This is a genomic window from Kordiimonas marina (genome assembly GCF_023006325.1).
In the GTDB taxonomy this organism is placed as follows: Bacteria; Pseudomonadota; Alphaproteobacteria; order Sphingomonadales; family Kordiimonadaceae; genus Kordiimonas; species Kordiimonas marina.
Map to the genome: position 1 here is coordinate 212,124 of NZ_JAINDF010000003.1, position 16,279 is coordinate 228,402.

The 16,279-nt window shown below is 59.2% G+C and carries 12 protein-coding genes; 4 read left to right on the plus strand and 8 right to left on the minus strand.

All coding sequences use genetic code 11. The annotated features are described in order from the left end of the window. Window positions 1-171 precede the first annotated feature (171 nt). Together guaA and aspS are read right to left on the minus strand one after the other, a co-directional pair. Window positions 172-1,719, minus strand: a complete 1,548-nt coding sequence (gene guaA / locus K6118_RS07480; protein ID WP_247119616.1) for a glutamine-hydrolyzing GMP synthase — start codon at window positions 1,717-1,719, stop codon at window positions 172-174. A 100-nt stretch (window positions 1,720-1,819) separates the two neighbouring features. Continuing rightward, the gene (gene aspS / locus K6118_RS07485; RefSeq protein WP_247119617.1) at window positions 1,820-3,607 is read right to left on the minus strand and encodes an aspartate--tRNA ligase; all 1,788 of its coding nucleotides are present in this window, start codon (window positions 3,605-3,607) and stop codon (window positions 1,820-1,822) included. A gap of 195 nt (window positions 3,608-3,802) precedes the next feature. On the opposite strand from aspS, the gene rnd reads away from it, so the two are divergent. After that, on the plus strand, window positions 3,803-4,969 hold the full coding sequence (rnd, locus tag K6118_RS07490; protein WP_247119618.1) for a ribonuclease D: 1,167 nt from the start codon (window positions 3,803-3,805) through the stop codon (window positions 4,967-4,969). Window positions 4,970-5,073: 104 nt separating this feature from the next. Here rnd and K6118_RS07495 read toward each other — a convergent pair whose 3' ends face one another. The 5 genes from K6118_RS07495 to K6118_RS07515 all read right to left on the minus strand — a co-directional run bounded on the left by K6118_RS07495 (window position 5,074) and on the right by K6118_RS07515 (window position 11,777). After that, window positions 5,074-6,579 (minus strand): Ppx/GppA family phosphatase, encoded by a 1,506-nt coding sequence (locus tag K6118_RS07495; RefSeq protein WP_247119619.1) that lies wholly within the window; start codon window positions 6,577-6,579, stop codon window positions 5,074-5,076. 9 nt (window positions 6,580-6,588) lie between these two features. Further along, window positions 6,589-8,709, minus strand: coding sequence for an RNA degradosome polyphosphate kinase (locus tag K6118_RS07500; protein ID WP_343269935.1), 2,121 nt, complete (start codon window positions 8,707-8,709; stop codon window positions 6,589-6,591). Window positions 8,710-8,883: 174 nt separating this feature from the next. Continuing rightward, on the minus strand, window positions 8,884-9,549 hold the full coding sequence (locus K6118_RS07505) for an HdaA/DnaA family protein (RefSeq protein WP_247119621.1): 666 nt from the start codon (window positions 9,547-9,549) through the stop codon (window positions 8,884-8,886). Between the two features lie 5 nt (window positions 9,550-9,554). Beyond that, window positions 9,555-10,646, minus strand: a complete 1,092-nt coding sequence (locus tag K6118_RS07510; protein WP_247119622.1) for an AI-2E family transporter — start codon at window positions 10,644-10,646, stop codon at window positions 9,555-9,557. 39 nt (window positions 10,647-10,685) lie between these two features. Continuing rightward, window positions 10,686-11,777, minus strand: coding sequence for a DUF2066 domain-containing protein (locus tag K6118_RS07515; protein ID WP_247119623.1), 1,092 nt, complete (start codon window positions 11,775-11,777; stop codon window positions 10,686-10,688). A gap of 178 nt (window positions 11,778-11,955) precedes the next feature. Between K6118_RS07515 and purM the strand changes: the two genes are divergently transcribed. Further along, window positions 11,956-13,062, plus strand: coding sequence for a phosphoribosylformylglycinamidine cyclo-ligase (gene purM / locus K6118_RS07520; protein ID WP_247119624.1), 1,107 nt, complete (start codon window positions 11,956-11,958; stop codon window positions 13,060-13,062). 20 nt (window positions 13,063-13,082) lie between these two features. After that, window positions 13,083-13,736, plus strand: coding sequence for a phosphoribosylglycinamide formyltransferase (gene purN, locus K6118_RS07525; RefSeq protein ID WP_247119625.1), 654 nt, complete (start codon window positions 13,083-13,085; stop codon window positions 13,734-13,736). A gap of 86 nt (window positions 13,737-13,822) precedes the next feature. On the opposite strand, the gene ndk is transcribed toward purN, so the two are convergent. Next, window positions 13,823-14,245 carry a nucleoside-diphosphate kinase gene (gene ndk, locus K6118_RS07530; protein WP_247119626.1) on the minus strand — a complete coding sequence of 141 codons (423 nt, stop codon included), beginning with the start codon at window positions 14,243-14,245 and terminating at the stop codon, window positions 13,823-13,825. A gap of 130 nt (window positions 14,246-14,375) precedes the next feature. Here ndk and K6118_RS07535 point away from each other — a divergent pair, with 130 nt between their 5' ends. Beyond that, window positions 14,376-16,268: an ABC-F family ATP-binding cassette domain-containing protein gene (locus K6118_RS07535; protein WP_281500714.1), complete on the plus strand. Its 1,893-nt coding sequence runs from the start codon at window positions 14,376-14,378 to the stop codon at window positions 16,266-16,268. The last annotated feature ends 11 nt before the right edge of the window (window positions 16,269-16,279 follow it).

Genomic DNA, 16,279 nt, shown 5'->3' on the forward strand with positions numbered 1-16,279 from the left:
GTGCCACGTCTTGTTGATTTTTTGCGCGTAAGCCGTACACAAGCTTAGCCCCCTGACCGGCCTGTCGGTCAAGGGCCAATTTGGCAACCTTCTCTAGGCCATTTAGCATCTGCCTGAAACGCAATCGGCGCGCCCTTTTCAGGCGCGCCGATTATAGGATCAGGCTTCAGATCATTCCCACTCGATGGTTCCTGGGGGCTTCGAGGTAATGTCATAGACAATGCGGTTCACGCCGCGCACCTCGTTGATGATGCGGGTGGAAACCCGGCCGAGGAAGTCATGCGGGAACGGGAAATAATCCGCCGTCATGCCGTCCGTTGATGTCACTGCCCGCAGGGCGCAGACATAATCGTAGGTCCGCGCGTCACCCATGACGCCGACGGTCTTGACCGGCAGCAGCACGGCAAAAGCCTGCCAGATTGTGTCATAAAGACCAGCATTGCGAATTTCTTCGAGGTAGACGGCGTCGGCCTTCCGGAGGATTTCGCATTTCTCACGGGTGATTTCGCCTGGGATGCGGATCGCAAGGCCCGGGCCCGGGAACGGATGACGGCCAACGAAGGTCTCTGGCAGGCCAAGTTCACGGCCAAGAGCGCGGACTTCGTCCTTGAACAGCTCGCGGAGCGGCTCGACGAGCGCCATATCCATGCGCTCCGGCAGGCCACCCACGTTATGGTGGGACTTGATCGTCACCGATGGGCCGCCGATGAAGGATACGCTCTCGATCACGTCCGGGTACAGCGTGCCCTGTGCCAAAAATTTTGCGCCGCCCACTTTTGCTGCTTCTTCCTCGAACACATCGATGAAGAGCTTGCCAATGGTCTTGCGCTTCACTTCAGGGTCGGTCACGCCTTCAAGCGCCCCCAGGAACAGGTCACTGGCATCCTTGTGGATCAGGTTGATGTGATAATGTTCCCGGAACAGGCTCACCACCTGCTCGGCTTCGTTCATACGCAGGAGACCATGGTCAACGAACACACAGGTCAGCTGGTCGCCGATGGCTTCATGGAGCAGCACGGCAACAACAGACGAATCCACGCCGCCCGAAAGTCCGCAGATGACTTTGCCATCCCCCACCTGCTCGCGGATTTCCTGGATCTTGGTGTCGCGGAAGCTGGCCATGGTCCAGTCACCCTTGCAGCCGCAGATCTTCTGAACGAAATTCTTCAGAAGCTGGGCGCCATGGGGCGTGTGCACCACTTCAGGGTGGAACTGAACACCGTAGTAATGACGGTCTTCGTTGGCGACGGCGGCGAACGGTGCGCCTTCACTGGTGGCGACAACCTTGAAGCCTTCCGGCAGGCGGTCCACATGGTCGCCATGGCTCATCCATACCTGCTCACGGTCACCCGTGGACCAGACGCCATCAAACAGCGCGCAGTCTTCTTTAACGTCGACAAACGCCCGGCCGAACTCCTGATGGTCGGAGGCAGTCACGCTGCCGCCCAGTTGGGCCACCATGGTCTGCTGACCATAGCAGATACCAAGAACCGGGATATTCATGGTGAACAGCCGCTCAGGCGCGCGCGGCGTGTCATGGTGCGTCACACTCGCCGGGCCACCGCCAAGGATGACACCGGCGGGTTTGAAATCATCAATAATCTCATCCGCCTTGTTGAACGGAACGATTTCACAATAAACACCGGCCTCGCGTACGCGGCGGGCGATCAGCTGGGTCACCTGTGACCCGAAATCGAGAATAAGGATTTTGTCGCTCATCAACAGGTCCTGTTGTTTGCTCGGTTGCTTCTAAAAAATAGGTTGGCCCTATGGGCAAAAGGGCCAATTGGCAAGATGGGGCCGCTTGGGCCCCATCTTATCACTCGGACTTTTCTTTCTTCGGCGGCTCGACGCAGCGGATATGAAGCTCGCGGAGCTGCTTTGGCGTCACCTCGGCGGGCGCGCCCATCATCAGGTCTTCGGCCTTCTGGTTCATCGGGAACAGGATAACCTCCCGGATGTTCGGCTCATCGGCGAGCAGCATGACCATCCGGTCAACCCCCGGCGCGAGGCCACCGTGCGGCGGTGCACCATATTTAAAGGCGTTGAGCATACCGCCGAATTCGGTCTCAACCGTCTCTTCATCATAGCCCGCGATACCGAAGGCCTTGATCATGATGTCCGGACGGTGGTTCCGGATAGCACCCGAGGACAGCTCAATCCCGTTACAGACGATGTCATACTGGTACGCGAGAACATCCAGCGGATCCTGCGTTTCCAGCGCTTCCATACCGCCCTGCGGCATGGAGAACGGGTTGTGCGAGAAGTCGATCTTCTTCTCATCCTCATTATACTCAAACATCGGGTAATCGACGATCCAGCAGAACTTGAACTCGTCATCCGAGATCAGGTTCAGATCCTCACCGACTTTGGTCCGGGCGAGGCCAGCCAATTTGGCGGCACCGGCTTCCTTGTCACAGGCGAAGAAGACACCGTCGTTGGGCTCAAGACCAAGCTGGTCAATAAGCTGCTGAACGCGTTCTTCACCCAGGTTCTTGGCGATCGGGCCACCGCCGACACCGTCCTTGAAGTTGGTGTAGCCGAGACCGGCATAACCTTCCCGTTTGGCCCAGTCGTTGGTCTTATCGAAGAAGGAACGCGGCAGCGCACCGGCACCCGGTGCCGGAATTGCGCGCACAACGGCGCCATTTTCGATCATGCCTGCGAAAATACCAAAGCCTGAGCCACGGAAGATTTCCGTCACATCCTGAATTTCGATCGGGTTCCGAAGGTCCGGCTTATCGTTGCCGTACTTCAGCATCGATTCCTTGAACGGAATGCGCGGGAACGGGGCTTCCGTGATCTTCTTCTCGGAGAATTCCTTGAACACACCGACAAGTACCGGCTCGATGGCGTTGAAGACGTCATCTTGGGTCACGAAGCTCATTTCAACATCGAGCTGGTAGAATTCGCCCGGGCTACGGTCAGCGCGGGCATCTTCATCGCGGAAGCACGGTGCGATCTGGAAGTAGCGGTCGAAGCCCGACACCATGATCAGCTGCTTGAACTGCTGCGGCGCCTGCGGCAGGGCGTAGAATTTGCCCGGATGCTGGCGAGCCGGCACCAGGAAGTCACGCGCGCCTTCAGGCGACGACGCGGTCAGGATCGGCGTCTGGAACTCAGTAAAGTTCTGTTCAACCATACGGCGGCGCAAGCTGTTGATCACACCAGAACGCAGAAGGATGTTCTTGTGCAGACGTTCGCGGCGCAGGTCCAGGAAGCGGTACTTGAGGCGAATGTCCTCCGGGTACTCGGTGTCGCCGAAAACAGGCATCGGCAGCTCACCGGCGGCCGACAGAACTTCGAGCTCAGTGATATAGACCTCAACTTCACCCGTCGGCAGGTCTTTGTTGACCGTATCCTCGGTCCGGGCTTTCACCTTGCCGTCAACCCGGATCACGCTTTCCGCGCGAACGGCTTCTGCTGCGGCAAAGGCCGGGCTATCGACATCGAACACACACTGGGTCATGCCATAGTTATCGCGGAGGTCGATGAACAGGAGACCGCCGTGGTCGCGTTTCCGGTGAACCCACCCCGAAAGGCGGACGGTATCACCGACGTTGGAATGGCGAAGGTCGTTACAGGTGTGAGAACGATATGCGTGCATGGTGTCCTACATTTTTTATGTCGTTTGCAGCGAAAATTCGCTGCCGTTCAAAGCGATTGAAGTCGCTATATTTTGCCGGGGAAAAGCGCATGAAAGGCATCGATTGTCAAGACCGGGGTGCCGTTATACAACAGAAAGGGTGACGACCGCACCTTCCTTGTGTATTAGATGCCGGAAACAAGGACGGAATTTTACATGCATCCCATAACACGGACGGAGGACCTAGAGGTCCTGTGCCAGCGCCTGAAGAAGGCCAGTTTTGTTACAGTCGACACCGAATTCCTGCGCGACAACACCTATTATCCAAAACTTTGTCTTGTCCAGGTTGCGGATGACGAGGATGCGCACGCCATTGATCCGCTTGCCGAAGGCATAGACCTGCAACCCTTGTTTGACCTGCTTGCGGACCAAAATGTCCTCAAGGTCATGCACGCGTGCCGGCAGGATATGGAAATTTTCGCGCTGATGATGGACACCCTGCCCGCACCGATTTTCGATACCCAGGTCGCGGCCATGGTTTGCGGCTTCGGCGATTCGGTCGGATATGAGACTCTGGTGACCAAAATCACCAAAAAACCGCTCGATAAATCCGCCCGCTATACCGACTGGTCCAAACGCCCGCTTTCCGACACGCAGCTTCACTATGCGCTCGGCGACGTGACCTACCTCAGGGACATCTACCGCCACCTGGATGCCGAGCTGACCGATACCGGCCGCCGGTCCTGGGTTGAAGAGGAAATGGCTGTGCTGCGTGATCCCGGTCTCTACCGCGTGGAGCCCGAAGATGCATGGCTGCGTCTGAAGGTACGCACCAACAAGCCGCGCTTCCTGGGGCTTCTGAAGGAGCTGGCCGCTTGGCGTGAACGTCAGGCTCAGGAGCGTGACCTGCCCCGCAACCGGGTCGCCAAAGACGAAACTCTGTTCGAGATTGCCGCACATCCCCCCAAGGATGAAACCGCGGTGGACCGCATTCGCGGCATTCCCAAAGGCTTCAGCCGATCCCGCGCAGGCAAAAGCCTGCTGCAGGCTATCGAGGCCGGCTTGGAAATCCCGGAGGACGACCTGCCGCATGTGGCCCGCGCCAAGCCGCGTCCAGCAACGCCGCCGATGGCGGATCTGTTGAAGGTTCTTCTCAAGATCAAATGCCAGGAAGCCAAGGTAGCCCCCAGGATGGTCGCCAACGCGCACGATATCGAAAGCTGGGCCGCCGAGCCTGACAAGGTCGATATTGCCGCACTCCATGGCTGGCGCCGGGAAATTTTCGGTGCCGATGCCCTCAAGCTGATGGCTGGTACCCTGGCGCTGACCGCCCACAAGGGCGATATCGATGTCGTGGAACTGGAAGAAGACGCAGCCGACTAGGCTTCATATGCCCTACTATTAGAAAAAGGCGACCCACTTATGTGGCGTCGCCTTTTCTTTTACTGGGTAGAATGCCTCACGGCACCGAAGTGCGCTCTTCCCCGCTAGTCAGCCGGGATAAATTCGATCGTCGCCTTCTTGCCCATAAGCTGCGCCAAGGCTTCGATCCGCTTCATGACAACATCGTTGGCGATATCCTGGTACGCTTTGGGTATGCCCAAAAACAGCTTACTTTTGCTGACACGCAGGCGGCTGACTGTCAGCGCGGCCACCGCACCGCCGGACAGGCGCTGGGCGAGCCGGAGCGCCGCCCCCATCAGCCGGGCCTCCATGATATCGTTGATGCTCAGAAGCGGTAGGATATGCGCGATATGGTCGGAATCGACCGGGGCGCCATATGACTGGTTAAGTGCAACAGCGAGATACGCCCGGTCCCTGTGGCTCACTCCGACAAAGTTGCCATGCAGGACAGCCTCCACCGCTTTCTCCGCCCGGAAATCCGGATGACCACGCCAGGCGATGTCCCCCAGGAGCGACAGTGCCCGATGGAGTCGGATCGTCCGGGCAGCTTCCTGCACCCGCACTGAGAATAGGGGACGCGTCCAATCATAGATCAAATCCGCATGTTCGGCGAAACGGCAGCGTTCATCCGCAAGGACACGGCAGCTGAACAGGAACGGGTCCATGGCGCGGATGTCACTCTCAAGCGCGTCGAAAATCAACCCTTCCCGCAAGCCATAGGAGGAAACGACCGCAGCTTTAGCCTTCATGCCGCTCAGCACTTCACTGAGGACAATCGCCGCCACCGGCAGGACGTCCCGCCGGCGTTGCGGCAGATAACTGCCGAAGGGGATATCTTCAGGCCGGAGACAACTGATGCGGTGGCAGTAATTGACAAGCTCTGTCTTCGAGCTTCGGAAGCCATGCAGGATCGGCAGCGGGTTCGATTTTTCACGCATCATCAATTTGATGATGTTCCGCCAGGCGCCACCAACCAGGTAAAGCGCCTGTCCTTCACACTCCCGGAGCCAGGGAATCGTGGCAAAAAGCTCACGCAAATGCCTGATGATTTTGTTGCGTTTCGTGCCGAACTGGCTCATCAGCCTGAGCGGGCCAAACGGCAGGCTCACCGTATCCAGGACCTGACCATTTTCCACGCGGGAAAGCTCAAGCGAGCCACCGCCGAGGTCACCGACGATTCCGCGCGCGGTCGGTTCCCCCGACAGGACCCCCATGGCCGCCAGACGGCCTTCTTCCTCACCCGGAATGACTTGGATATCGAGGTCGCACTCATCTTTCACCTGCGCCACAAAATCCGGGCCGTTTTCCGCGTCTCTTACGGCTGCCGTCGCGACGCAGTGGATTTCGGAAACACCCATCTGCTCACAGAGCGCCCGAAAGCGGCGCAAGGTGCTAATGGCCTGGGCCACGGCGTCATCGGCCATACGGCCGGTCTTACCGACCTCTGCCCCCAAGCCGCACATGATTTTTTCATTGAAGATACTGTCCGGAACGCGCTCGCGGCCGGAGAACACCACCAGGCGGACCGAGTTGGAGCCGATGTCAACGACGGCAAGATATCGGTCAGCAGCACGGCTGGCTTCAAACATACATAAATCCTAGTCCTCGATACCATAATCGATCAGCGGGGCGATCATCGTCTCCTCACCGAGCGCAGTGCCCCGCCCGGAAAGCGAAGCGTTGGTCATGAAATAATGGTGCGCGCAGAATTCTTCTTCGCCTTCGGCTGGATGCAGACGGGTATATTCACCCTCCGGTCCCATTTTCCAACATTGCACATTATCGCGCATGTTGGCGGCCATAACCTGCCCCATGATCTGGTCTCGCACGGTCGGGTTCTCGATCGGCACCAGCGTTTCCACCCGGCGGTCGAAATTCCGTGGCATCCAGTCGGCAGAGGAAATGAATACCTTGGCATGGCGCGAAGGCAGCGAATGCCCATTCCCGAAACAGCAAATACGGGCATGCTCCAGGAACCGCCCGACAATGGACCGCACGCGGATATTGTCGCTGAGCCCCGGCACCTTGGGCCTGAGCGTACAGATACCGCGGACAACCAAGTCAACCTGCACGCCATTCATCGAAGCCTCATAGAGCTTATCGATGATTTTGGGGTCCAGAAGCGAATTCAGTTTCACCCATATGGACCCGGGCCGCCCTGCCCGCGCGAATTCAATTTCCTTCTCGATCAGTTTGATCAGCTGATCCCGCAGCATGAAGGGCGACAGGATCAGTTTCTCGACGCCGACAGGCTCCACATACCCAGTCAGATAGTTGAACATCTTGTTGGTGTCGCGCGCCAGCGCCGGGTCCGCCGTGAAGAAGGACAGATCGGTATAAATACGCGCGGTGATCGGATGGTAGTTGCCGGTGCCGAAATGCATGTAGCTCTTGAGCTTGCCATTTTCGCGCCGCACCACCATCGAGACCTTGGCGTGGGTCTTCAGGTCGATAAAGCCGAACACCACATGCACCCCCGCGCGTTCCAGGTCCCGCGCCCATTTGATATTCTGTTCCTCATCGAAACGGGCCTTCAGTTCCACCACGGCCGTGACGGACTTGCCCGCTTCCGCCGCTTCGATAAGCGCGCTGATGATCAGCGACTGGGAACCCGCACGGTACAGCGTCTGCTTGATCGCCAGTACATCGGGGTCGCGCGCGGCCTGCCTGAGAAACTGGTGGACCACGTCAAATGATTCATACGGGTGATGGACGACAAAATCCTTCGCGGCAATCGCCTTGAAGATGTCGCCACCGAAGTCCCGCACCCGTTCCGGATAGCGCGGGTTATACGGCTTGAACTTTAGCGCCGGGAAATCGTCGATGATCAGCTGTTCGGTCTCATTGATGCCGAGAATACCATCAACCAGCATAACTGTATCGGGATCGGCGCCGCTGCGGTTGATCACCAGGTTCCGCAAGGATTTCGGCATTGCCTGGTCGATCTTCAGGCGGATGACACGGCCCCGCCTCCGGCGTTTGAGCGCGCTTTCGAACACGCGCACCAGGTCTTCGGCCTCTTCCTCGATCTCGATATCGCTGTCACGCACGATCCGGAATACACCAGATGCTTCAACGTGGTAGCCAGGGAAGAGCTGGTCGAGAAAGAGTTCGAGGATGCGTTCCAGCGAAATGAAGCGCACCACTTTGTCACCTGGCAGGCGAATGAAACGTTGCACATGGTGCGGCACCGGCAGAAGCGCCACCATCTCACGCCCATCATTCTTGCGCGTCAGCGACAAGGCCATGGTGAAGCCCAGGTTCGGGATGAAGGGGAACGGGTGCGCCGGGTCAACCGCGATCGGCGTCAGCATCGGGAAGATATTCTCGAGGAAATAGGTCTCGATCCAGGCGCGGTCCTTCTTGGAAACCTCATGTTTTTCCAGGACGACGATATTGTTTTCGCGCATTTCAGTTTTCAGCTTGGCCCAGACCTGCTGCTGCTGGTCCATCAGCTTTTCAGCCAGGGTATTGACCCGCTCCAACTGTTGCATCGGCGACAGTCCGTCGTCCGACTGCACATCCAGCTTCATTTCAGCCTGACCGCGCAAGCCGGCCACACGGACCATATAGAATTCGTCCAGGTTATTCCCGGAAATGGACAGGAAGCGCAGGCGTTCCAGAAGCGGATGACGCATATTCTCCGCTTCTTCCAGCACACGCATGTTGAAATGCAGCCAATTCAGCTCCCGGTTCAGATACTTGGCGGGATTGGGCATCGCCTTGATCTTGGAGACAATCGCCTTGCGGGTCGGCAGCGCCGGCTTACTGTCTTCGGCATGGTGCACAGGGGCGTTCGCGTCGCCCGCCTGTACCTGCACGTGATCACCATCCGCCATCTGTTGCTCCGTCATTTGGTCTAAAAGCCCTGAGTTACCGGGGAATTGTTGCAATTATCGGTCCGAAAGCTCTTCAAGGCAAGTTCTGGCCAAGGCCTTCGTGATCTTGCGCTTGCCAGCCAGGGAACGCTCATCCATGAGCGCCACCAAGGCCCGTACGGCCGCAAACGACCGCTCCACCCGTGGCAAAAGATAATCTATCACAGGAAGGTCTACTTGTAATTGTCTGTCAGAAAACAATTTTATAAACAGCGCCATAAGAAGTTTGTCGTCGGGAGACTGGATTTCCGCGACCGGCAACGTCGCCAAGCGGGACCGTAAATCAGGCAAACTAAACGGCCATTTCGTCGGTGCCGTGCGGGCGGTCATCAGCACATAACCGCCGGTTTCCCGCGTCCAATTATATAGATGGAACAGGGTCGCCGCGTCATATGCGGCCTGGTCCGCGTCTTCCACGAGATAGGCCTGCCCTGGCTGAAGGTCATCCGGTGTGGCATCGACCGCCAGGGTTTGGGCCCCGGCGCGTGCGGCCCAGGCATGGCCCAAATGGCTTTTTCCCGCCGCAGCAGGGCCCACAAGCGCCACCGCGTGCAAAGGCCAGTCAGGCCAGCTGTCGACAAGCGCCACGGCGGCTTCATTGGAGCTGGAGACGATAAAGTCCGCCATGTCATAGCTTGGCTCATGCGGTAGCTTGAGCGGAATTTGGTTGGTCACAGACATCAGGCTCAGTCTTCCGCTTCCTCTTGTTCCGGTCCCTCAACAAGCGCCTTGGCTTCTTTGGGGCCGACGTAATGTTCGAGATAGCGTTCAATCCAGAAACGGACGAGAACCGCAATGGCCGCCGCCGCAGGCACCGCGATCAGCACGCCGACGAAGCCCATGACCTCACCGCCCGCGAAAACAGCGAACAAGACCCACACAGGGTGCAGACCGACCCGTCCGCCAACCAGGCGCGGCGTCAGGAACGAGCCTTCAATCGCTTGCACGATTACGAAAATCATGGCGACAAGCCCCAGGTGCATGGGGTCGAAACCCCACTGCCCGAAAGCCATCGCGACAGCGATGATGGCGGCGAACAGCGCCCCGACAAACGGCACAAAGGACATGATGCCCGCCAGAACCCCAAGCGCGATACCGGATTTGAGCCCCACGAGCGACCAGCCGGTGGCATAGAGCACGCCCATGGTGGTGCTGACGAGGATTTGTCCCCGCACGAAACCGGCGAGTACGGTATCGATCTTGCTCGCCTGCTCCCGGACGATGGGGGCGGCGGCAGGCGGCATCCAGCTGTCGATCTTCGCGACGAGCAAATCCCAGTCCCTGAGGAGATAAAAGGCCACGACCGGGGAGATCAGTACAAGGCTAAGCACGTTGAAAACCGCAAGCCCGCCGCTTAACAGCTTGCCTGCCGCGGCCTGCACTTCCGTCATCAGGTCGGAAGAGAAGCTGCCGAGCATACTGTCGACATCGCCCATGACATCGGGGCCCAGCTTGTCCGACACTGCCTGCAGCAGGTGGTTCAGCCACGGCCTGAGCCCAGCCAGCGTTTTCGGCAAGGTATGCGCGGCCGCACTGACCTGCGCCTCGATAACCGGCCAGAACGCGAGGACGACCCCAACGATAGTCATGAAGAACAAGGCGATAACGAGAGCCGCCGCCAAACCGCGCGACACCTTGCGTGCCTCAAGCCTGTCGGCGAGCGGGTCGAGGAAATAGGCCACGGCGAGGCCCGCCATAAACGGCAGCAGGATTCCGCGTGTGAGATAGAAAAACAGCGCCGTCACGGCAATCGTGCCAGCCCATACCCATCTGTTCATAACTCCCCCTCCTCTATTCTTCCGCCATGCGGTCCCGGCCTATTTGTCGGTGAGCGCGGCATGCGGCTCCAGAAGCCTGTCCTCGCCATACGGCACCAGGCTAAGCCCGGCATAGCGAAGTGCCATGGTAAGCTGGTCTTCCCGCCCGTTATAGCGCAGATGAATGCGGCTGAGCGGCAGGCTCAGCTCATCGATGCTATAGCCCTCAATCAGCGCGACGGACTTCAGTTTCGCTTCCACCGTGTTCAGGTCAGCCAGCGATCGGGTCGGCACCAGCACGGTCATTTCCCCGCCAGTGCTGGTATCGACCAAAAGCTGGGCGCGCCAGGCGCTGTCGTTGGCATCCAGAACCCGTTCATACATGGCGGTAAGTGCCGCACTTTCGTCCGCAGCGCCTGTTATGTCGCCTTCCCCGGAAAAATCCCCTTCAGTGGAATGGAACCGGTAATGCAGGACACCGTCTTCATACCGGGAAAAAATCATCAAGGCTGCCTGAACCTGATACCGCGCCGCCATTTTGCGGGCCGCGTCTGTATCAAAGTCTTTCACTTCCTCATAGCTAATCGCCAGCCGTTCGCGCACATCGCCATAGGGAAACACATAGTGGCGAATCCGGTTCACCCAGTCGACAGCCTTGCGGCCTGCGGCCATCGCCGGGTCCTCTTCCCACAGAAAGTGGCTGAGACCGCGGGCATGGGCGTGCAGCACCAGAATGCCACCGCCGGTCCCCAGCACGTGCGGGACATGATACTGCGCAAAATAAGCGCTCACCCGCTGCGGTTCGAACCGGATGTTGAGCGTGGCGATATAGCGGCGGGAGGAAGACTGTTCGTCCACCACTTCAATCCCGCTTACCAGCGCTTCACGTTCGGTTTCGGACAGCTCCGGCAGTTTGGCGCGGCCTTCCGCCTGCGTCAGCTTGCCCAGAAGCTTGTTGTAGGCGATATTTTCCGCCTTCTTGAGCGCGACCTGACGGGCGAGCGCCGCGCTCGTCGCGGTCTCATCCACATGGACATCCTGGATCGTGAACAGCCGGTCGAGCGGGTCTTCACCGGGTACAGGCGCATCATCGGCGCGCGCGGGAAGCATTCCCAGCGCTGCAGGCAACAGAATCAGCAGCGCAAAAACCACAGCGGCGCCTAAAAGCCCGTTATTTGCCAATCGTTTGTGCATAAGCTCTTTTCTATCGGTTTCGGCGCCACTATAACGCCCTTGAGTTCAATTGCCAGCGCCCAGTAACCGCTTCGCAACCAGCGGCCTAAAGCCTGGCACCGGAATAAGCCCAAGTTGGGGCAGAACGGGTCGGATCGTGACGGACAATAAACAATCTTATACCTACAAACAGGCTGGCGTGGACATCGACGCCGGTGAGGCGCTCGTCGAAAATATCAAGCCGCTGGCGGCCAGCACCAAGCGCTCCGGCGCGGATGCGGACCTTGGCGGCTTCGGTGGTCTTTTCGATCTGCGTGCCGCGGGCTTTCAGGACCCGATCCTCGTCGCCGCCAACGACGGGGTCGGCACCAAGCTCAAAGTCGCCATCGACGCCGGCATTCATGACACGGTCGGCATCGACCTTGTCGCCATGTGCGTGAACGACCTTGTGGTCCAGGGCGCTGAGCCGCTTCTGTTCCTCGACTATATGGCCACCGGCAAACTGGATGTCGCGCAGATGACCGACGTGGTCGCGGGTATCGCCGAAGGCTGCCGTCAGGCTGGCTGCGCGCTCATCGGCGGCGAAACCGCTGAAATGCCGGGCATGTACCAGGATGCCGACTATGACCTCGCCGGTTTTTCTGTCGGTGCTGCCGAACGCGGCACGCTGATCAACGGCTCGACCGTCGCTGAAGGTGACGTCCTGCTGGGCCTTGCCTCCAATGGCACCCATTCGAACGGTTACTCGCTCATCCGCCGCATCGTGAACGACAAGGGCCATGATTACGCATCTGACGCGTCGTTCGCGCCCGGCCAGACGCTGGGCCAGGCCCTGCTGGCACCAACCAAAATCTATGTGAAAAGCAGCCTCGCCGCTGTGCGTGCGGGTACCGTGAAGGCACTGGCGCACATCACCGGTGGTGGCTTCGTCGAGAACGTCCCGCGGGTGATGCCCAAGGGTACGCTGGCTGAGATCGACAGCAGCACCTGGGCCCTGCCCGGCGTGTTCGGCTGGCTCAAGGATGAAGGCAATGTCACCGCGGCTGAAATGTGCCGCACCTTCAACTGCGGCATCGGCATGGTGGTTGTGGTGGCCCCCGAACATGCGGCCGAGGCCAAAGCCATCTTCGAAGAAGGCGGCGAAACCGTTTATGAGATTGGCCGCATCGTGAAAGGTGCTGGTAAGCCCAAGTGCCGCGTAACCGGCAAGGCCGGCACCTGGGGCGAAGACGCCGACTGGTCCGCCATCACCGCAGACGCCTGAGAAAGTTTAGGATAATCCTTATGAGCAAGCTTCGCCTCGGCGTGATGATTTCGGGAACCGGCACCAACCTGCAGGCGCTGATTGACGCCTGTGAAACTGCCGATTACCCGGCCGAGATTGTCGTCGTCATCTCCAACCGCCCCGGCGTGATGGGACTGGAACGCGCCAAAAAGGCAGGCATTCCGGCCATTTGCATCGACCATAAGGATTATGACGAGCGCGAAGTGTTCGAGGATGCCATCCACGACGCCCTTACGGACCATAAGGTCCAGCTTGTCTGCCTCGCTGGTTTCATGCGTCTTCTGACCCCCGGCTTCGTCAACCGCTGGCGTGACCGGATGATCAACATCCACCCGTCGCTGCTGCCGTCCTACAAGGGCCTGCACACCCACGACCGCGCGATTGAGGACGGTGTCCGCTTTGCGGGCTGCACCATCCATTATGTGCGCGCGGAGATGGATAACGGCCCGATCCTGATGCAGGCCGCCGTGCCGATCGCCAACAATGAGACGCCGGACAGCCTGGCCGCCAAGATCCACACCTACGAACACCGCATGTACCCGGCCGCCGTGAAGCTGATCGCCGAAGGCAAGGTGCGGGTGAGCGCAAACATGGTGGTCTTTTCGGATGACGTAGAGATGCCAGCCGAGGGGCTTATTGGGCCTGTTGCTTAAACACTCGTCCCACGCACCAAAACAAAAGGGCCGATCCATCTGGACCGGCCCTTTGTCATTCCGTCGGAACGGAAATCAGCGGCGCATTAGCCGACGATTTCGTTGCCCGCGAAGAACTGCGCGATTTCGATCGCGGCATTTTCTTCGCTGTCCGAACCGTGAACGGAGTTTTCACCGATCGACAGGGCGAATTCTTTGCGGATGGTGCCTTCAGCGGCTTCAGCCGGGTTGGTGGCGCCCATAACTTCGCGGTTTTTCAGGACGGCGTTTTCGCCTTCGAGAACCTGAACAACAACCGGAGCGGAGGTCATGAACTCAACCAGTTCGCCGAAGAAGGGACGCTCGCTGTGAACAGCGTAGAAGGTCTCAGCTTGCTTCTGGGTCATCTGGATGCGTTTCTGGGCAACGATGCGCAGGCCGGCAGCTTCCAGCTTGGCGTTAACGGCGCCGGTCAGGTTGCGGTTGGTGGCATCCGGTTTAATGATCGAAAAAGTACGTTGAACAGCCATTGTAATATCCTCTGCTGGATGCTGTTGGAAACTCGATTCGCGGGCCTTATAGCGGCTTGTTACCGTAAAGCCAAGCCCTAAGCCAAGCTTGCGTTGCAGGCCGGGCTTTCTTGTGATACTTGCCCGGGCCATGCTTCATATCAATGACATCACCTACCGTATTGCCGACCGCCTTCTCTTTGATGGCGCCACGCTGCATGTGCCTGCGGGCCACAAGGTCGGCCTTGTCGGCAAAAACGGTGCTGGCAAGTCCACGCTTCTGAAAATGATCCTGCATGAGATCGGCCCGGAATCGGGTGAGGTGACGGTCAGGCAGACAGCGCACGTCGGCCATGTGGCGCAGGAAGCGCCGGGCGGGCCGGAAAGCCTGCTTGAGACGGTGATGGCATCAAATCATGAGATGACGTCCCTGGAGGCTGAGGCCGAAACGGCGACAGACCCGCACCGTATTGCCGAAATCCACACACGGCTCGCCGACATTGGCGCCCACACGGCGGAGGCCCGCGCGGCGACGATCCTGTCAGGCCTTGGTTTTGATGAAGAAGCGCAGGCCCGCCCCTGCTCCAGCTATTCCGGTGGCTGGCGGATGCGTGTGGCGCTCGCCTGCGTGCTGTTCAATGAGCCCGACCTGCTGCTCCTTGACGAGCCGACCAACTATCTCGACCTTGAAGGTGTGATGTGGCTGGAGAATTTCCTCCGCAACTATCCCTACACCGTCATCATCGTCAGCCACGACCGGGACCTTCTGAACACCGCCGTCACCCACATCGTTCACCTTGAGAACGGCAAGCTCAATATCTACACCGGCGGCTATGACCGGTTTGAGGACCTCAGGCGTGAGCAGATGGAACGCCAGATGGCGCTCAAATCCAAGCAGGAAGCCGAACGGCGGCATATCCAGTCCTTCGTTGAGCGCTTCAAGGCTAAGGCCTCGAAAGCCAAGCAGGCGCAGAGCCGCCTGAAGGCGCTGGAGCGCATGAAGCCCATCGCTACCATGGTTGAAGCCCACACGGTGCCGTTTCAGTTCCCGAAGCCGGAACCGCTGTCGTCCCCGCTGATCGCGCTTGAAGATGTCGGCGTCGGCTATACTGAAGGCCAGCCGATCCTCAAGAAGCTGGACCTCCGTATCGATATGGACGACCGCATCGCGCTTCTGGGCGCGAACGGCAACGGCAAATCCACCTTCGCCAAGCTTCTGGCTGAAAAACTGAAGCCGATGGAAGGCAAGATGCGCCGCCCGAGGCTTCTGAAGATCGGCTATTTCGCCCAGCACCAGCTGGATGAGCTTATGCCGGGCAGAAGCCCCTATGACCATATGGCCAAGCTGATGCCTGATGCGATTGAGGCCAAGGTGCGTGCGCGCCTCGGCAGCTTCGGGTTTGGCGCCGATAAGGCGGATCGGCCGATCGAATCGCTCTCCGGTGGTGAGAAAGCGCGGCTGATGTTCGCGCTCGCCACCTTCGAGAAGCCGCAAATCCTGCTGCTTGACGAGCCGACCAACCACCTGGATGTCGACAGCCGCGAGGCGCTCGCCCACGCCATCAACGAATATGATGGCGCCGTGATCCTCATCAGCCACGACCGCCACCTGCTGGAAGCCTGTGTTGACCGGCTCTGGATCGTTGAAAAAGGTGGCGTGAAGCGCTTTGACGGCGACCTGAGTGATTACCGCGCCCATCTGCTTAAAGAACGCGCGGGGGAACGCACTGAGCGCCGGGGCGCCAAGGGCCCGGACAGCAAGAAGACCGCCCGCCAAAGCGCCGCCGACCTGCGGCTCAAGCTCGCACCCTACCGCCGGGCCGTGGAAAAAGCCGAGGCACTGGTTGAGAAGCTCGAAGCCGAAAAGGCCAAGATCGACAAGATCCTCGCCGACCCGCGGCTTTATGAGCCCGGGCATGAGGACAAGGTTGCGCTTGCCACCAAGAAAGCCGCCGAGGTGGCCGCGAAACTGGCTGATGCCGAAGCCGCCTGGATGACCGCCGAAGAAACCTTCGCCGAGCAGGAAGCCCTGGTCACCGCGTAAGCGCTTGACGG